20 protein-coding genes are annotated in these 16,593 nt (G+C 64.7%); 10 read left to right on the top strand and 10 right to left on the bottom strand.

Going from position 1 to position 16,593, the window contains the following annotated elements:
• Window positions 1–573: bifunctional transcriptional activator/DNA repair enzyme AdaA (locus AC1DX0_RS17430; RefSeq protein ID WP_477356229.1), on the bottom strand; the 573-nt coding region annotated here is incomplete at its 3' end.
• Between the two features lie 118 nt (window positions 574–691).
• Between AC1DX0_RS17430 and AC1DX0_RS17435 the strand changes: the two genes are divergently transcribed.
• Complete coding sequence (locus AC1DX0_RS17435) at window positions 692–913, top strand: helix-turn-helix domain-containing protein (protein ID WP_477224281.1); 222 nt, start codon at window positions 692–694, stop codon at window positions 911–913.
• A gap of 57 nt (window positions 914–970) precedes the next feature.
• Here AC1DX0_RS17435 and AC1DX0_RS17440 read toward each other — a convergent pair whose 3' ends face one another.
• Entirely contained in the window at window positions 971–1,663 is a 693-nt protein-coding gene (locus AC1DX0_RS17440; RefSeq protein ID WP_477356215.1) for a winged helix-turn-helix transcriptional regulator, read from the bottom strand.
• Window positions 1,664–1,839: 176 nt separating this feature from the next.
• Between AC1DX0_RS17440 and AC1DX0_RS17445 the strand changes: the two genes are divergently transcribed.
• Complete coding sequence (locus AC1DX0_RS17445; protein WP_477356217.1) at window positions 1,840–2,166, top strand: DUF1330 domain-containing protein; 327 nt, start codon at window positions 1,840–1,842, stop codon at window positions 2,164–2,166.
• Between the two features lie 121 nt (window positions 2,167–2,287).
• Complete coding sequence (locus tag AC1DX0_RS17450; RefSeq protein WP_477224283.1) at window positions 2,288–2,824, top strand: hypothetical protein; 537 nt, start codon at window positions 2,288–2,290, stop codon at window positions 2,822–2,824.
• Window positions 2,825–2,886: 62 nt separating this feature from the next.
• Here the strand turns inward: AC1DX0_RS17450 and AC1DX0_RS17455 are convergent, their stop codons facing one another.
• Window positions 2,887–3,336, bottom strand: coding sequence for an ester cyclase (locus AC1DX0_RS17455; RefSeq protein WP_477224284.1), 450 nt, complete (start codon window positions 3,334–3,336; stop codon window positions 2,887–2,889).
• A 264-nt stretch (window positions 3,337–3,600) separates the two neighbouring features.
• Between AC1DX0_RS17455 and AC1DX0_RS17460 the strand changes: the two genes are divergently transcribed.
• Window positions 3,601–5,706: an EAL domain-containing protein gene (locus AC1DX0_RS17460; RefSeq protein WP_477356219.1), complete on the top strand. Its 2,106-nt coding sequence runs from the start codon at window positions 3,601–3,603 to the stop codon at window positions 5,704–5,706.
• Here AC1DX0_RS17460 and AC1DX0_RS17465 read toward each other — a convergent pair whose 3' ends face one another.
• Window positions 5,707–5,901: a hypothetical protein gene (locus AC1DX0_RS17465; RefSeq protein WP_477224286.1), complete on the bottom strand. Its 195-nt coding sequence runs from the start codon at window positions 5,899–5,901 to the stop codon at window positions 5,707–5,709.
• Window positions 5,902–6,089: 188 nt separating this feature from the next.
• On the opposite strand from AC1DX0_RS17465, the gene AC1DX0_RS17470 reads away from it, so the two are divergent.
• Window positions 6,090–6,809: a 3-keto-5-aminohexanoate cleavage protein gene (locus AC1DX0_RS17470; protein ID WP_477224287.1), complete on the top strand. Its 720-nt coding sequence runs from the start codon at window positions 6,090–6,092 to the stop codon at window positions 6,807–6,809.
• Here AC1DX0_RS17470 and AC1DX0_RS17475 read toward each other — a convergent pair.
• Window positions 6,787–8,334 carry an AMP-binding protein gene (locus AC1DX0_RS17475; protein ID WP_477356221.1) on the bottom strand — a complete coding sequence of 516 codons (1,548 nt, stop codon included), beginning with the start codon at window positions 8,332–8,334 and terminating at the stop codon, window positions 6,787–6,789. The genes AC1DX0_RS17470 and AC1DX0_RS17475 overlap by 23 nt on opposite strands.
• Before the next feature lie 32 nt (window positions 8,335–8,366).
• Entirely contained in the window at window positions 8,367–9,182 is an 816-nt protein-coding gene (locus AC1DX0_RS17480; protein ID WP_477224289.1) for a p-hydroxycinnamoyl CoA hydratase/lyase, read from the bottom strand.
• Between the two features lie 101 nt (window positions 9,183–9,283).
• Here AC1DX0_RS17480 and AC1DX0_RS17485 point away from each other — a divergent pair, with 101 nt between their 5' ends.
• Window positions 9,284–9,781: a MarR family winged helix-turn-helix transcriptional regulator gene (locus AC1DX0_RS17485; RefSeq protein ID WP_477224290.1), complete on the top strand. Its 498-nt coding sequence runs from the start codon at window positions 9,284–9,286 to the stop codon at window positions 9,779–9,781.
• 7 nt (window positions 9,782–9,788) lie between these two features.
• On the opposite strand, the gene AC1DX0_RS17490 is transcribed toward AC1DX0_RS17485, so the two are convergent.
• The 3 genes from AC1DX0_RS17490 to AC1DX0_RS17500 all read right to left on the bottom strand — a co-directional run bounded on the left by AC1DX0_RS17490 (window position 9,789) and on the right by AC1DX0_RS17500 (window position 12,791).
• A complete protein-coding gene (locus AC1DX0_RS17490) occupies window positions 9,789–10,472 on the bottom strand; it encodes a YoaK family protein (RefSeq protein WP_477224291.1) in 684 nt (227 codons plus the stop codon).
• A 122-nt stretch (window positions 10,473–10,594) separates the two neighbouring features.
• Window positions 10,595–11,725 (bottom strand): NAD(P)/FAD-dependent oxidoreductase, encoded by a 1,131-nt coding sequence (locus AC1DX0_RS17495; RefSeq protein ID WP_477356223.1) that lies wholly within the window; start codon window positions 11,723–11,725, stop codon window positions 10,595–10,597.
• Window positions 11,726–11,795: 70 nt separating this feature from the next.
• Complete coding sequence (locus AC1DX0_RS17500) at window positions 11,796–12,791, bottom strand: ornithine cyclodeaminase family protein (RefSeq protein WP_477224293.1); 996 nt, start codon at window positions 12,789–12,791, stop codon at window positions 11,796–11,798.
• A gap of 130 nt (window positions 12,792–12,921) precedes the next feature.
• Between AC1DX0_RS17500 and AC1DX0_RS17505 the strand changes: the two genes are divergently transcribed.
• The gene (locus AC1DX0_RS17505) at window positions 12,922–13,383 is read left to right on the top strand and encodes an Lrp/AsnC ligand binding domain-containing protein (protein ID WP_477224294.1); all 462 of its coding nucleotides are present in this window, start codon (window positions 12,922–12,924) and stop codon (window positions 13,381–13,383) included.
• Here AC1DX0_RS17505 and gcvA read toward each other — a convergent pair.
• Window positions 13,380–14,279 (bottom strand): transcriptional regulator GcvA, encoded by a 900-nt coding sequence (gene gcvA / locus AC1DX0_RS17510; protein WP_477356225.1) that lies wholly within the window; start codon window positions 14,277–14,279, stop codon window positions 13,380–13,382. The genes AC1DX0_RS17505 and gcvA overlap by 4 nt on opposite strands.
• 127 nt (window positions 14,280–14,406) lie before the next feature.
• On the opposite strand from gcvA, the gene AC1DX0_RS17515 reads away from it, so the two are divergent.
• From AC1DX0_RS17515 to AC1DX0_RS17525, 3 genes are all read left to right on the top strand, one after another.
• Window positions 14,407–15,111 carry an SDR family oxidoreductase gene (locus AC1DX0_RS17515; RefSeq protein ID WP_477224296.1) on the top strand — a complete coding sequence of 235 codons (705 nt, stop codon included), beginning with the start codon at window positions 14,407–14,409 and terminating at the stop codon, window positions 15,109–15,111.
• Window positions 15,112–15,235: 124 nt separating this feature from the next.
• Window positions 15,236–15,685, top strand: coding sequence for a hypothetical protein (locus tag AC1DX0_RS17520; RefSeq protein ID WP_477356227.1), 450 nt, complete (start codon window positions 15,236–15,238; stop codon window positions 15,683–15,685).
• Window positions 15,686–15,737: 52 nt separating this feature from the next.
• Window positions 15,738–16,397 (top strand): hypothetical protein, encoded by a 660-nt coding sequence (locus AC1DX0_RS17525; protein ID WP_477224298.1) that lies wholly within the window; start codon window positions 15,738–15,740, stop codon window positions 16,395–16,397.
• The last annotated feature ends 196 nt before the right edge of the window (window positions 16,398–16,593 follow it).

Raw genomic sequence — 16,593 nt, forward strand, 5'->3', positions numbered from 1 at the left:
GCGGTAGCGCGTCGGCGTCATGCCGAGCATGCCGGTGGATTTCTCATAAAAACGCCCGCTCGAACTGAAGCCGGCATCGTAGATCGCCGTGGTGGCACTGGTGCCGTCTTCCAGACCCTGGCGGACCCGGGCGGCGCGGTGCGCGGCGGCATAGTCCTTCGGCGTCAGCCCTGTGATCGCCTTGAAGACGCGGTGGAAATGGCCGGCGCTGCGGCCGGCGGCATCAGCCAGTTCAGCGAGCGAGGGTTCCGCCTCGCTCTGCTCGATCCTGCGACAGGCATCGGCGACCATCGTCGCATTGCCGGCGTCGAGCGAAGGGCCATCCGGATTGCAGCGCCGGCAGGCGCGAAAACCGGTCGCCTTCGCCTGAGCCAGCGTGTCGTGCAGTTGCACATTCCCGGGGTTGGCGCGCCGCGACGGACAGGAGGGCCGGCAATAGACGCCGGTCGTCGCCACCGAATACCAGAATTCGCCGTTCGCCGATTTGTCGCGCGCGACGATGCGCGCCCAACGCGGGTCGTCGGTGACCGGCAACGGCATGGATTTCAGGTCTTTGGCGAGAGTGATGAACATGGCCGCATTGAAGCCGCCGGAAGCCGGCTCCGCCACCCGTTTCCTGACAACTGTCAGCTGCAAGCCTGTTCGTCGGGACACACAAAGAGTATGAGAGGATCGATCCGGAGAAGGTGTGATGGAAAACATTCGACCCATTAAGACCGAAGCCGATCACGATTGGGCGATCGCCAGGATCGCCGGATATTTCGAGAATGAGCCGGAGGTCGGCTCTCCCGAAGGTGATCGCTTCGACGTTCTCGCGACTCTGATCGAGGCTTATGAGGACAAGCACTACCCGATTGAAGCACCCGATCCCGTCGACCGGTCGCATCCAATCGGATTCAAAGACGCGCTGTAAGCCATTGTTTTCGTGACATGCCACCCAAAGGCGATAAGTGTTTGGCTCTCAGCTCTGCTACGCCGCGCGTTTGGGCTCCACCGCGAACGGGCTGAGCCCAAGCCAGGTCTGCATCTTCTTGCCGATGGCCTGGTCGCCGGTCAGGGCGACCTTCGCGCCGGCCTTCTCGACGGTGAGCAATCCCATCCAGATCGCCGTCATCGTGTGCAGGTCGGTCGAGACGTAGAGGTCGACATCGAAGCCCGGATCGTACCAGCACAGGTCGACMTCGCCMTGCTTCTCGACGATCAGCCACCAGGAGCGTTTGGATGCCGGGAGATCCTGATACAGGAATTGTATCACCGTGCGTCCCTCGGGCAGCGGCGAGGGGTTCAGATTGCGCCGCATGTCCCACATCAGCAGCGAYGGATCGAGGTTTTTSAGCGACAGCCKGGMCTCSACCCATTTCTGCCCCCAGAARCCCATCGCYTCGACSACSGGGCGCAAATCGCGGCCGGCCTCGGTCAGCCGGTAGTCGAAGATCCCCTTCTCGCCCGGGATCTCCTTGCGCTCGACGATCCCTGCCAGCTCGAGCTCCTTCAGCCGTTGCGACAGAAGGGTTGGCGACATCTTTGGCACGCCCCGGCGCAAATCGTTGAAGCGGGTCGAACCCGCCACCAATTCGCGCATCAGCACCATCGTCCAGCGAGTGCACAGCACCTCGGCGGCCATCGATAGCGGGCAGAACTGCTTGTATCCGTGCTGGGTCATGATTGGTGTCCCTCCCTCGAAGCTGGGCGAACATTAGCCCTTCGTGATTGAAGCGGCGAGTACAGAAACTGTACCGGCCCAGTACAGATCGCGGACTGGTTGGCAGAGGCCGTGCCATGCGAGCCCTTTGGACGGTTGCACTGGATACCCCTGTGCGCCGCAACCAGGAGACGACCATGACTGCTTACGTTATCGCCGACATCAAGATGAAGGACCCGAATTGGGTGCCGGMATACGCGGCYTCGGTGCACGACMTCGTSCACAAGCATGGCGGCAAATATCTGTCGCGCAGCGGCAATGTGAAGACGCTTGAAGGCAAGCCGCTCGACACCACGCTGATCGCCTTGATGGCGTTCCCGTCGGAAGCGGCGGCGCGCGCCTTCACCAACGATCCGGCCTACGCGCCTTTCGTTTCGGCGCGTCAGGGTGGCAGCGACAGCCGCTKCCAGCTGATCGACGACACCGATCTGGCCGGGACGATCCCGTATCTGCCGAAGGGATGATCCTTCCCGGCAGTCGTCACATCGATTTCGGGATCGACAAGCAACAACAGTCACGGCGCTTGCCTGCCGGGCCTCCGTATTTTCGGCGGCCGGCCCGCTGTGCTTTTTCAAGAAGAATGGAATGGATATGAAATCAAACCTTCGCAACAGGCTCGTCATGGCGGGGGCCACGCTGGCCGTCTGCACCGGCTTCGCATGGGCGCATCAGCAAGCGGCTGAAGCTGTATCCGGCCCCAACCCGCTGGCCGACAAGGTACGGGCCGCCAACAGCCGGTTCCTTGATGTCAAGGCGGCGACGGCCGAGGGCTATGCGCCCATTCCCTGCGCCAGCGGCATCACCGGCGGCGCCATGGGCATCCACTACGTCAATGGCCAGTATCTCAGGGATGACAAGATCGACATCGCCCGGCCTGAAGCCGTGATGTACGAGCCGATGGCCGACGGCCGGCTTAAGTTGGTGGCGGTCGAATACATCACCTCGAAGGGCCCGGCGTCGCTCGACGGACAGCTGTTCAACTTCAACAGCGCGCCCAACCGCTATGGCCTGGGCGAGTTCTACGAACTGCATGTCTGGGCCTGGAAGGGCAACCCGACCGGCACCTTCGCCGACATGAACCCGAAAGTGTCGTGCGAACACGCGATCGCGCCGAGCCAGTAGGGAATGAGGCCAGGCGGCATTGATGCCGCCTGGCCCGAAAACGATCGCTCCGCTTGACTGCCTCAGGCGGCCTTGATCAGGCCGAGCTGGGTCAGCGCCGCGACGCCGTCGTCGAGGCCGATCTCCTCGACGATCCGGCCGTCGATCACCTTCAGCACGGTGGTGCCGGTGAAGCGCATGGCGCGGCCGGTGGCGGCGGGCAGCGAGCCTGCGAGGAAATCGCCGAAGGCCGGGCCGGTATGCGTGCCGCCGCCCTCCCACTGGCCGACGACATAGTCGCCCTCGGCGATGAGGTCGGCGGTGGCCCAGAAGTTGAGATCCGGGAAGGCGGCGCGGAAATCGGTCATGAAGGCCTTGATGTCGTCGCGGCCCCGGCGCGGCTCGTGCAGGGAATATCTGAGCAGCATGTCGGGTGCTGCGATGTCGTCGACGACAGACAGATCGCAGGTTTCACCCCAGAAGTCGGTGAACCATCTGACGACGACGGCCTTGTTGTCTTCTTGTTTGGTCATTGGGAGGGTCCTCTTGTTTCGCAGGGTCATCGGCGCGCCGATGACGCCGATGACCTGGGGATCATCGGCGGTTGCCGATGACCTGGGCCAGCAATAGGACGATTGGCTGCGCGCAAAACTCCGGTTCTTGCCGGCCAATCGAAAGACGCTCACCAAGAGACGGCTGTTCGGCGAAGCACGACGTGCCTTCTTGGCATCAAGTAACGCTTTCTTCTCTGGTTTTGCTGCAGATTGCCGCTTGGCGGGGATGAGCGAAAACAGAAGATGGCGCGTCAGGACGAGAAAAGTCGCAATGGAGAGTTTTGGGCGCTGGCGCTCGAACGCGCTCATCTTGGCGTCTGGGACTGGGATATTGCAAACGGCAGCTGCTTCTATTCGCCGACCTGGTGGCGCATGCTCGGCTATGAGGAGGGCGAGCTTGCCGACACGGCTGACCTCTGGCTGCAACTGACGCATCCGGACGACCGCGAGCGGGCACTGGCCAGCGGTGACGCCCATATTACCGGTCAGACCGAGGCCATCGAGACCGAACTCCGGCTGAAGCACAAGCTGGGCCATTGGGTGTGGGTGCTCGATCGCGGCGGCATCGTCGAGCGCGGCGCGGACGGACGGCCGCTGCGGCTGATGGGCGTGCAGACCGACATTTCGAAGCAGAAGGCGGCCGAGGCGGAGCTCGAGCAGGTCAATGTGCGCTTCCGGCTGGCGCTCGCCGCCAGCGGTACCGGTATCTGGCACCACGACATCGCCACCAGCAAGAGCTATTGGGACGCCCGCACCAGGGACATATTCGGCCTCGTCGCCGACACCGACGAGGTGACGGCCGACCTCTGGCATACTTTCCTTCACCCAGACGACAAGGAAGCCACCGAGCGCGCGCACCAGCCGGCACCCGGCTCGGACGGAGTCACCGCCTCGCAGTACCGCATCGTCAAGCGCAACGGCGATGTCCGCCATGTCGAATCACTGGTACGCTTTATTGCCGCTGCGGGTGCTGCCGGCCAGGTCCTTGGCACCGTGCGCGACATCACCGAGGACAAGCTGCGCGAGCAGGAGCTTGCCTATGCGGCCCGTCACGATGCGCTGACCGGGCTGTGGAACCGCTCCGCCTTCGACCGGCTGCTTACCGACCATATCGCGGCGGGTGTGCCGCTTGCGGTGTTCTACGTCGATCTCGACTACTTCAAAGCGCTCAACGACTTTGCCGGCCACGCCGCCGGCGACCTGGCACTGAAGAGTGTTGCCGCAGGCATTCGCGCCTGCCTGCCGCCATCGGCGCATGCGGCGCGGCTGGGCGGCGACGAATTCGCGCTGCTGGTGCCGCATTGTGACGCGTCGCAGGCCGAGCGGATTGCCACAGCCGTGCTTGGCGCGGTGCGCGAGGCCGATCTCGGCCCAGCCACGTCATCGCGCAAGCTGGCGGCGTCGATCGGCATCGCCTTCATCGACGACGCCAACACCACGGTGGCCGATGCGCTGGCCTGCGCCGACGATGCCTGCTACGCGGCCAAGGCTGCTGGGCGCAACCGTTTCGCGGTGTTTTCCGCGACGGTGGAATCGGGGTCGGGTGGGCTTAACGCCGCCCGCATTGCCGCTGACACGGTCGACGCCATGGAGGACGGGCGGCTAAAACTGTTCGGCCAGGAAATCCATCTGCTGGGCAAGCCCTGGCAAGAGAGCCGGCATGTCGAAGTGCTGGCCAGGCTTTCGGCGCGCAACGGCCGGCTGGTGCCGCCCGGCGAATTCATTCCGGTGGCCGAGCGGTTCGGCATCGCCGCCAGGCTCGATCGCTGGATCATCCGCACCGCGCTGTCGCGGCATGGTGCGGCGTTGCGCTTGGGCGCGCTGACGCTCGGCTTCAACCTGTCGGCGCAGACGCTGAGCGATCCCGGGCTGTGGGACTTCGTCGACAGCATCATCGAGCAAACCGGGGCGCCGCATTCCGGCATCGGCTTCGAGATCACCGAAACCGCCGCCGTCACCAATTTCGACGCCGCCGAGGCGTTCGTGCGCAAGGCACGCGAGCGACGCTGCAAGGTCAGCCTCGACGATTTCGGCGCCGGCATGAGCTCGTTCGAATATCYCAGGCGCTTCCCGGTCGATGCCATCAAGATCGACGGTTCCTTCATCGAGCACATCGCCGAGAGCCGCTTCGACCGCGAAATCGTCTCGGCCATATCGGGCATTGCCCGCAGCGTCGGCTGCGCCGTCGTGGCCGAGAAGATCGAAGAACCGGAGACGCTCGGCATCCTGCAGGCGATGGGCGTCGATTTCGGCCAGGGTTTTCTGTTGCACCGGCCGGAACCGCTGGAGCAGATCGTGGCGCGTGCAACCGGGCCGGCACACCGGGCACCGGCCCGCAAGGCATCCTGATCAGCTGGATTGCCGCATCGTCGCTTGCGGAAATTCCACCACTCCAGCCTCGGGCCGCCTGTGCTGTGCTTCCGCCACCGTCTCGATCAAGAGGTCGAGGGCCTCGCATGTCAGGCGGCTCGTCTCGTCATTGCCGCGCAGATAGTGGTAGGCGCGTTCGAGATGGATGCGGGCGGCTGAAAAATCGCTGGTCAATGGTCCCTCCATGATCCCGCCCTAATGTATCTTGGCCGGCCCGGCGGAACGCGGGGTAAATATCCACAGGGGCGTTTTATTCAAATGCCGTTGGATCCTGGCCGCGCTGTCAGGAGTGACACCGCCCAACTCTTTGCCCTGCCTTGCCGCGCGGCTAGACTGCCACCTCCTTGTCCGAGGTGATACTCATGATCGTCCAGGCCTGCATCAACGGCGCGCGTCCGCGCGATTTCCATCCAAAGCTGCCGCTGACGGCGCAGGCCATGGCCAGCGATGCCGCCGCTTGCGTTGCCGCCGGTGCCGCCGAACTGCACATCCATCCGCGCGGTGCCGACGGGCGCGAAAGCCTGGCCGCCGTCGACGCGACGGTGCTTGCCGTGCGCAACGCCTGCCCGGGCACATTTGTCGGCGTGTCGACCGGCGCCTGGATCGAGAACGATGTTTCGCGCACCCGCACAGCGATCGCCGCCTGGTGCGAGCTGCCCGATTATGCCTCGGTCAACCTGTCGGAGGCCGACGCGCCCGCCGTGATGGAGCTGTTGCGCCAGCGCGGCGTCGGCATCGAGGCCGGGCTTGCCACGATTGCCGATGCCGAGCGCTTCGTGGCGCTTGCCGACCACGGCCGGGTGCTGCGCATCCTGATCGAGATCGACATCCAGGATCTTGCCGCCGCACTCGACGAGGCGCATGGCATTGCCGCCGTGCTGGAGCGCGCCGAAGTGCGGCGGCCGATCCTGCTGCATGGCGTCGACGCCAAGGTCTGGCCCTTCGTGGAGCTGGCGCAGCAAAAGCGCTGGTCGACGCGCGTCGGCCTGGAAGACGGCAGGACGCTGCCCGACGGAACGGTGGCGAAGGACAATGCGCAAATTGTTGCGGCAGTCGTTGCTATCTTCCGGTCGGCCGGCTGAATGCTCGGTCCTGCCCGCCGGCCGGTGCTGTCCATGTGCGAAGGATGTGTTTCTGGAYCTTGCCGGAGGCGGTGCGCGGCAGYGCCTCGGTGAGCAGGAACTCCTTCGGCACCTTGTAGCGGGCGATGCGGGCGGTGCAATAGCTTGCCAGCGCGCCAGGGTCGACAACACGGCCTGGCTTCAGCACGACGAAGGCGCGGCCGACTTCGCCCCAGCGCGCGTCGGCAATGCCGATCACCGCTGCCTCGGCAATGTCTTGATGGGCGAGCAGTACCATCTCGATTTCGACGGGATAGACGTTCTCGCCGCCGGAGATGAACATGTCCTTGCGGCGGTCGACGATGGTGACGAAGCCTTCGTCGTCCCGCTGCCCGATGTCGCCGGTGCGCAACCAGCCATCGGCGGTGAAGGCGCTGGCCGTCTCTTCCGGCCGATTCCAGTAGCCTGGCGTGATCGAGGGGCCGGACAGCCAGATCTCGCCGGGTTCGCCAACGGCCACGTCGCGGCCGGAGTCGTCGACGATGCGCAGGCCGATGGTTGGTGCCGGCAGGCCGGACGAGCCGGCCTTGGCTGCGATCCGGTCGGCATCGACCGGCATGCAAAGCACGGTGCCGGCCTCGGTCATGCCGAAGCCGTCGGCCATGCGCACGCCTTGCGCCAGCCACCAGTTGATGTCGGCGGCCGGATTGGGCGCGCCGCCGGTGAAGATGGCGGTGAGGGTGGTCCAGCGCGAAGGCGTACAATCCGGATGATCGCGCAGCATTTTGGCCATCTGCGGCACGCAGAAATAGTGGGTGACACCCAGCGCGGGATCGGCGAGGCGACGGTTGGTGGCGCGTGCGTCGAAGCCGGGCGAGATCAGCACCGTGCCGCCCTGCAGCAGCGGCGGCCGCAGATTGGTGACGAGGCCGATCACATGGAACATCGGCGTATCGCAGAGGAAGACACTGGCATTGCCGACGCGAGCCAGCACGCCGAAATTGACCGCGGTGGCCAAGGCGTTGCGCTCGGTGACGATGACGCCCTTCGGCCGGCCCGACGTGCCTGAGGTGTAGAGGATGATCGATGGTGCATCGCTGGCGGGCAAGGGACGGCGCGGCGCCGGGACCTGCGCCTCGACCGCCGCGGCGAAGGCTGCGACTTCGATCGATATGCAGCCTTTGGGCAGCGCCGCCTCAAGGGCTGCGTCATGCAGCAGCAGCACCGGGTCGCAATCCTCGAGGATCGCCTGCTGTTCGGCGGCGGCGAGCCGCCAGTTGAACGGCACGAAGATGGCGCCGAGCCGCATGGCGGCCTGTTGCAGGATCAGCAGATCGGCGCTGTTGCGGGCAAGCGTGGCGATCCGCTGCCCCGGCTCGACGCCATGGCTGGTTTCGAGAACGCCGACGGCGCGCTGGATGGCCTCGTCGAAGGCGCGGTATGTCCAGCGCCGGCCGGATGCGAGGTCGACACAAGCGAGACGATCCGGCTGCGCGCTGGCATGCAGGGCCACGGGATCGGGCGTCGTCCAGGCCGGCATTCGCATCTCCTCCCAGATTGCGTCGGTAGTCTATGGCGTTATCTGGCCTTGTCGTAGGCGCCGAGACCGGGCTTGTAGCTCTTTTCGTCGATGAACTGGCGGATGCCTTCCTTGCGGCCCGAATTGTCGTGGAAGTTCGCCGCCTCTTGGGCACGGACGAGATAGTCCTCGGCATTGTCGTAGGTCATCTCGGCGACGCGGCGGATGGCATCCTTCGTCGCCTTCAGCGCGATCGGGTTCTTCTTCAACAAGGTATTGGCAACCTCGGTGACGCGCGCCTTCAGGTCGGCCAGCGGCAGGCTTTCATTGACCAGCTTCCAGGCGGCGGCCTTTTTGCCGTCGATGAGCTCGCCGGTCAGCGCGTGGTACATGGCATCGCGCATCGACAGGAGGTCGACCACCACCTTGGTGGCGCCGCCGCCGGGCARGATGCCCCAGTTGATCTCGGACAGCGCGAACTGCGCCTCGTCGGCGGCGAAGGCGAGGTCGCAAGCAAAGAGCGGGCCATAGCCGCCGCCAAAGCACCAGCCATTGACCATGGCGATGGTCGGCTTGCCGTACCAGCGCAGCCGCCGCCACCAGCCATAGGCTTCCGCCTGCGCCTTGCGGATGGCGCCAAGGCCTTTGGCCTCGGTCTCGCGGAAATATTCCTTGAGGTCCATACCGGCCGACCAGGCGCTGCCTTCGCCCGACAGCACCAGCACGCCGACATCGTCGCGGAACTCGAGCTCGTCGAGAACCTCCATCATGCGCCGGTTGAGCGCCGGGTTCATGCAGTTGCGCTTGTCCGGCCGGTTGAAGCGCACCCAGGCGATGCCGCTCTCGACATCGAAGGCAACGGTCTCGTCGGTCATGGTCGGTGTCCTCCCGTTTCGCTTCTGGCATTTGAGAATTGCTATGAAGGATAGCTATCTAGATTGCTATGTCGCATAGTCTTTTTCGCTTGACAAGAGGGGTGATCGCGGCGATCGGTTGCAGCATGGATGATACAGAGGTTCACGCCAGCAGCGGCGCGCCAGGCCTGAGGCCCGAGGACGCGCTCGACGCGCAGATCGGCTACAATCTGAGGCGTGCCTCGGCCTTCGCGCTCAACGATTTTGCGGTCGAGCTGGCTGATGCGGCGCTGCGCCCGGTGACCTACGGCATGCTGGCGCTGATCGATGAACGGCCTGGCATCCGCGCCGCCGAACTCTGCCGCCTTCTCGGCATGAAAAGCGCCAACATGGCGCCGCTGCTCGCCGAATTGGAAGAGCGCGGACTGGTCGAACGCGACGACCATGCGCAGGACAAGCGCGTGCGGATGCTCACCCTGACCCAGGCCGCAAGAGAAGCCATGCCTGGGTGGCGGCAACAGGTTCGCCGGCACGAGGACCGGTTCCTGCATCGGCTGACGAAGAAGGAGCGGGCGACGCTGCTGCGCATGCTGCGCCTGATCTGGACGGACGAAGACTGAGAGCTGTCTATTTCGCTTCCGCGTCCGGCGCGGAAAGCCGCAGCACGAGCGCGGCGAGCGCGATCACCGGCGGGACGATGAAGCACCAGACATTGGCGAAGGCATAGCCGAGTGCAGCTGCGGCGCAGCCGACGGCGAAGACGGCGACTGCCGCCGCCATGCGCCGCAAGCGGGCAATGAGCGCCGGGCGGGCCTCCGGTGCCGGGCCACCGATGAGATCGGCGAGGTCGATCATGATCTGGGTGGTGGTGCCAGTCATCAGCGTCGAGGGCGGGGCGGCCGCCAGATGGACCCGGTGGACGGCGTTCTGGATCGCCATTGCGGCGACCAGCACCATGCCGGTGACGATCGCGGCCGCGCTGTCGCCGCTGGCGAAAGGGCCGAAGCGGATTGCCAGTGCGGCGCCGACGACAAGCAGCGCCAGTTTGGTCGCCAGCAGGACCCCGAGCGCCTGGTGTCCGCGCCGGCGCAAGTGTTCGCCGGCCAGCCGGGTGAGGATGACGACGATGCAGAACACCGGCAGCGCCAGCAGCTTTGCCGCGACGCCCGAAATGCCTAGCACCAGCGAGGCGCCGAGCGTGACGAAATTCCCCGTCACATGCGCGGTGAACAGGCCCTGCAGCGCCAGGAAGCCGGCCGTGTCGACATAGCCGCCATTGAGGCTCAACAGCAGCGGCAGCGTGGGTTTCATGGCGGCATCTCGCGTCAGGGGATCAGACAGCGTCTCATATCCCGGCAAGGCGTTCCACCTCCGTTCGGGACCTTGCCGTCACGAGTGCGGCATAGGCGGCGCCGAGCGAAGGGGCTTGAACTTCATGGCGTCGCCGGGGCCAGGAAACGATCGGGCGCCAGTGCCGCTGCGGTGACGCCGAGGGCCGCGACATCCTCGGGCAAGGGCTCGCCGCGCATCAGCGCCGAACTCAGCCTGGCCAAGGTCAGCGACACCTGGAAACCGTAGCCGCCCTGGCCGCCGAGCCAGAAGAAGCCGGGCAGGCGCGGGTCGAAGCCGGCGACCGGCGTGCGGTCGGGCGCGAAAGTGCGCAGGCCCGCCCACGGCGTCGAGGGACGGCCGATGCGCATCGAGGTCGCCTGTTCGATGCGGTCGACGCCGATGGCGACGTCGAGGTCTTCCGGATACGCGTCGCAAGGCTCGGAATCCGTCTCGTCGGCGAGCGAGCCGATCAGCCTGCCGGCATCCGGCTTGAAGTAGAATTGTTCATGCAAATCGACCACCAGCGGCCAGCTGGCGATGTCAGTGCCTAGAGGCGGGTCGAACAGGAAAGCGGTGCGGCGTTTCGGCTGGAAGCCGAGGCCGGAGAGCCCGGCCATGCCGGCGACGACATCGACCCAGGCGCCGGCGGCGTTGACGACGATGTCGGCCGAGGAGACACCGGCGCTCGTTTCCACCCGCAGACCGCCGTCGTCTTGCGAAATGGCGCGGACTTCCTCACCGGTGCGGATCACGCCGCCGCTCGCCTTCAGCGCCGAGGCGCAGGCTGCCAGCATCTTGCCCGTGTCGATATCCACCGCGTCCGGCTCATAGACGCCGCCGCAGCTGGCCTCGGCTGCAATGACCGGGACCATCTCATGCAGCTCGGCTGCCGACAGGCGGCGCACGCTGGGCACCAGCGCCTGCAATTCGCCGGCCAGCCGGTCTATTGCCGCACCGTCACCGGCCCAGCCGACATGCAGCGCGCCGCGCCGATGGGCGACGAAGCCGCCCTCGACCACCGCTTGCCGGCTGGCCAGCGTCAGCGCGCGCACCAGCCGGTTGCCATAGGTCTCGGTGAACAGAGCGGCGGAGCGGCCGCTGGCGTGGTAGCCGAGATGCGGCTCGCGCTCGATGACGGTGACGGACGCCCAATCCCGCACGGYGGCGGCAAGCGACAGCCCGGCAATGCCGCCGCCGATGACGATGATTCTTTTGGAAGATTTCGACTGCATCCATCAGTCCTAAAAATGATTTCGCATCCAGTCAAACGGCGCGACCTTGCCTCGGTCGTTTGCGCATCCTCTACAAGGCAACAGCCTGCCCCAAGCCTCGCCGAACTGCCTCGCGATAAGCAAGATCCGCCGCCACCATGTCCTCCATGGCAACACCCATGGCCTTGTAGACGGTGATCTGGTCGGCGCTGGTTCTTCCCGGCCGCTCCCCAAGCAGCATTTCGCCAAGCTCGGTTCCGGTTTGCGGATCGAAGCCGTTGAGTTCGCAAGAGCCGACCGGAGTAGGCGCGAAGGCGTCCCTGGTCTCGACGAACAGGCTGGCCCGGCCGACAAGCTCGACCGGCAACTCGCCGCCGGGCGGCGCGACGCCCACCGACGAGACATGCGTGCCTGGCCGCACCCATTCGGCTGAAATCACCGGCTGGTAGGAATGCGTTGCCAGGCAGACGACATCCGATGAGCGCACCGCGGCTTCGAGATCACTGACGGCGACGACGCCTGGATGCTGCGCTGCGAGCGCCTGCGCGTCCGCGAATTCCTTCGAGACGACGCGGATTTCGGTGAAGTCCCGCACCAGCGGCAGAAGGTGCAAGTGCTGGCCGGCTTGCACGCCGGCGCCGACCACCGTCGCCACCCTGGCGTCGCGGCGGGCCAGTTCCCGCACCGAGAGCACGGCCGAGCCGGAGGTGCGCACGGCGGTGATATAGGTGCCGTCCATGACGCAGACCGGCATGCCCGTTTCCGGGTCGAACAGATGGATGGTGGCGAGATGGCTGGGGATGCCCTTGGCGATGTTGCCCTCGAACACGTTGACGATCTTCACCGTCAGATGCATGCCCGCCATCCAGGCCGGCATCGCCAGCGAATAGCCGGCCTGCGGAATGTCGAGCTGCGGCCGTGCCGGATTGACGATCTCGCCGCCGGACAATGCCTTGAAGCCCTTTGCCAAAACATCGAGAAGCCGGCGCAGGTCGATGCTCGTTTTCACCTCGGCTTCGCTCAGGATGAGCACGGATGTGTCGCCCTTGGTCTGGGCGCTGCGGGAAGTTGGTATGATTGACATCATGGGATTTTGCCTTGGTCGGGTTGCGTTGCCCGCTAACGGTATTGCCGCACGATAGTGTGATGAAATATGCTGTTTTCGCAATTTCAGCGTGATAATCACGCCATTTATCGCCAAGAAGTGTGAATCCTGAATGGACGATCTCGACCGTATCGACCGCTCGCTGCTGCGCTTGTTGCAGGAGGATGGGCGTCGTACGACGCTCGATCTGGCCCGCCGCGTCGGCCTGTCGCCGACCGGGGCGGCGCAACGCATCAAGCGGCTGTTCGCCGAAGGATTCATCCGGGCGGTGCGGGCCGTTCTCGACCCGGTCCGGATCGGGCAGGCACAACTCGTCTTCATCGAGGTGCGGCTCGATCATACGGCGCCGCATGTCTTCGACCGCTTCGCCGAGGCGGTGCTGCGAGCGCCCGAGATCATCGAATGCCACATGGTGGTCGGCGGCTTCGATTATCTGGTCAAGGCGCGCATCGCCGACATGGCGATGTTCCAGGATTTCCTACAGCGGGTCATCCTGCCGCTGCCGGGCGTCCGGGAGACGCATACCTATGCCTCGATCGCCAATGTGAAGCCGGACGCGTTGCTGCCGATCTAGGCCGGTGGCCGTTCCCCCGCGTCCAGCAGCCATTGCCGCACGGCCTGTGTCGGCTCGGGGTGGCGCTGTTTTCTCGGCATCACGACATAAAAATCCTGCGTGCCGCGCATTTCGCCGCTGACCGGCTGGACCAATCGGCCGGCGGCGAGATCGGCGGCAACGAGGAAGCGGCTTGCCAGCGCTATGCCCTGGCCGGCGATGGCGGCGTCGATGGCGAGGCTGGTCTGGTTGAAGCGCATGCGTTTGAGCTCGGCCGTCATCCTCAGGCCGACGGCCTTTTCCATGAATTCAGGCCACAGATTGTGCGCGTCGTGCAGCAGGACGTGATGCTGGATTTCGGCCGCCGCGATTGCGGTCGTGCCGGCCGGTAGCAGGGCCGGGCTGCAGATTGCAACGATCTGCTGKGGAAACARMAGGTCSACSATCAGGCCGGSGCCAARGGGCGRRCGSCCTTGCCKGACMGCAATGTCGACGCCGTCGGCYTGRAAACTCGACAGGCTYTCGCTGGCCAGSAYGCGCAGGTCAACCAGCGGATTGTCGGCCATGAAATCCTGCAGCCTGGGGATCAGCCATTTGGTGGCGAAGCTCGGCGTCACGCTGATCGTCAGCCGCGCCGGTTCAGGGCGCAGCAGCAGCGTCGCCTCCGAGATCAGGTCGAAGGCGCGGCGGATGTTGGGCACATAGGCGCGGCCCTCATCGGTCAACGCCAGGCCGCGCGGCAGCCGCTCGAACAGTTTCGTGCCGAGATCGGCCTCCAGCCCGCGAATATGCTGGGCCACCGCCCCTTGCGTGACGTTCAGCTCCTCGGCGGCGATGCGGAAGTTGAGATGGCGCGCCGMGGCTTCGAAGGCGCGCAGCGCATTCAACGGCGGYAGGCTSAGGAAGGCTTCGGGCATGCAGGAGTTTTTCTACWGSTTGATTTCAGGCWTTCTGGTTCGAACCGGGCGGAAAAACCAGCTATATCACCGCTCAAATCCCGAAAACGCCGCTTGCGGTGCCCGCCAACCCGAAGAGGAAAATCCAATGAGTGTAGAAAAAGTAGCAGTTGTCGTGGCCGGCGGCAGCGGCATGGGCGCGGCAGCGGCCAAGCGCCTGGCGGCGGACGGCTTCAAGGTCGCCATTCTGTCGTCCTCGGGCAAGGGCGAGGCGCTGGCCAATGAATTGGGCGGGCTCGGCGTCACCGGCTCCAACCAGTCGAACGACGATCTGCAGCGCCTCGTCGACCTGACGATCGAGCGCTATGGCCGCATCGACGTGCTGGTCAACAGCGGCGGCCACGGCCCGCGCGCGCCGATCCTCGAGATCACGGATGAGCAGTGGCATACCGGCATGGACGTCTATCTGCTCAACGTCATCCGGCCGGTGCGCATCGTGGCGCCGCAGATGGTGAAGCAGAAGGGCGGCGCCATCATCAACATCTCGACGGCATGGGTGGTCGAGCCGAGCCCGATGTTCCCGACCTCGGCAGTGTTCCGCGCCGGGCTTGCCGCCTACACCAAAATCTTCGCCAACACCTATGCCGCTGACAATGTGCGCATGAACAATGTGCTGCCCGGCTGGATCGACAGCCTGCCGGCGACCGAAGAGCGCCGCGACAGCGTGCCGATGCAGCGCTACGGCACGAGCGAGGAGATCGCCGCGACGATTGCGTTCCTGGCTTCGGAAGGGGCTGGCTATATCACTGGGCAGAACATCCGAGTCGATGGAGGGATTATTCGCGCGGTTTGAGGCAGGCAGGTGCCGCATCTCGGCGGGCACTGATATCGAGTGGTGGTCGGGCCCGGCAATCGGTGTTCGACCATTGCGCGACATGCTTCGAACGGTCATCCTCAATCCATGAAGAGGAGGGACCATGTCCGACAATTTTCTGCACTTGGTGCCTTATGATCCACACTGGCATCCCGACGAAGCGGCTGCCACGGCAGCCGTGAAGATTGCGCGCGGATTGTTCCCACTGGCCGAGCATGTCGCCGTCGAATACGAGGAAGGCGTGACGTTCTTCGACGCCGGAGCCAACACGGAAAGCATCCACTGCCCGTTTTGCGGCAGCGACCTGGAGGACTGGTGGGGCGAGGCAATGGACCAGGCAGCCGTGTCACGCTTCGAAGACCTTTCGGTCACCACGCCATGCTGTCAAAAGGCCTCGTCGCTGAAMGATTTGCGCTATGTCTGGCCGGCGGCGTTCGGGGTCTGCGCGCTGACCGTTGTGAATCCCGGTGTGGCATCGCTCGCCAGCGAGCAATTGCGGACGATCGAGCAAGCCATGGGCGCGCCGCTGAAGGTGATCTGGCAGCGCCTGTGAGATTGTCGAACGCGTCTCAGCCGATAGCACAGGCAGGCATCGGAGGCATGGCGTGACGAGCTTTTTGAGCGAGGTCGAAAGCACGTTTCCTTCGATGCTGCGAATGCCGGAAGAATTGTGGATGACGTTTCGCTGGATGGAGGATAACGGCTTCGTCCGAAACGAGGCTATCCGCTATGCCTCCCTTTACCCGGCTACCGTGGAGCAAAGACAGGGAATAAGTCGTACCCATTTCACGGTCGTCGATCCTGACTTGATGAGAGCTTGGCTTGGCAATGATGATGCTTCCGCGCCGGGACGAGTTGCGCCCTTCATCGTTACAGGTGGCGAGGGATCGCAGGCGGGGATCTGGGTGGACGACAAGGGCGTGCAGCGCTTCGTACATCTGGGATCCGGATCCGGATCTACCTTGTCCTGCGTGCTTGCAAACAATGCCGTCGATTTCTTGCGTTTGCTGGCCATCGGCTACGAGGAAACCTGCTGGCCAGAGGTCTTCGCGCTGACGCCCGAAGACGCCTATGTGAATGAGCATCGCGGAGATGAACATGTTGTCCCCTATCGCGCGCCTGTCGAGTTCAGGCATTGGGTTGAATCCACGTTTGATGTGACCGTGCTGAGGACTGCTTCCGAGATCGTCACACGGGTGGCGGATATGGATGCAGCTTTTTCGGACGATCCATTCTGGCAATGGGCTCGTAGGTCTGCCGGATGATCGGATTGGCCGCCGCCTCTCTTATTGTCCGAGCTTTGTTGCCGCCTGTTGATCCGCATCCGTCAGCGTCTGCAAGAACGCCACGATGTCGTCGATCTCGGTGTCGTTGAGCGCCGGTCTGTCACCGGTCTTTTTGCCGTTGAAGGGCGGATCCTGATTCAAGTTCGGCCAGTAAGCCTTTGGCAGATCATCATAT

The sequence above is a fragment of the Mesorhizobium sp. P3_A9 genome, assembly GCF_056402975.1.

Coding starts and splice junctions, on each gene's coding strand:
- AC1DX0_RS17435 (WP_477224281.1), top strand. CDS start 692: ATGGAAAACATTCGACCCATTAAGACCGAAGCCGATCACGATTGGGCG.
- AC1DX0_RS17450 (WP_477224283.1), top strand. CDS start 2,288: ATGGATATGAAATCAAACCTTCGCAACAGGCTCGTCATGGCGGGGGCC.
- AC1DX0_RS17455 (WP_477224284.1), bottom strand. CDS start 3,336: ATGACCAAACAAGAAGACAACAAGGCCGTCGTCGTCAGATGGTTCACC.
- AC1DX0_RS17470 (WP_477224287.1), top strand. CDS start 6,090: ATGATCGTCCAGGCCTGCATCAACGGCGCGCGTCCGCGCGATTTCCAT.
- AC1DX0_RS17490 (WP_477224291.1), bottom strand. CDS start 10,472: ATGAAACCCACGCTGCCGCTGCTGTTGAGCCTCAATGGCGGCTATGTC.
- AC1DX0_RS17500 (WP_477224293.1), bottom strand. CDS start 12,791: ATGATGTCAATCATACCAACTTCCCGCAGCGCCCAGACCAAGGGCGAC.
- AC1DX0_RS17505 (WP_477224294.1), top strand. CDS start 12,922: ATGGACGATCTCGACCGTATCGACCGCTCGCTGCTGCGCTTGTTGCAG.
- AC1DX0_RS17515 (WP_477224296.1), top strand. CDS start 14,407: ATGAGTGTAGAAAAAGTAGCAGTTGTCGTGGCCGGCGGCAGCGGCATG.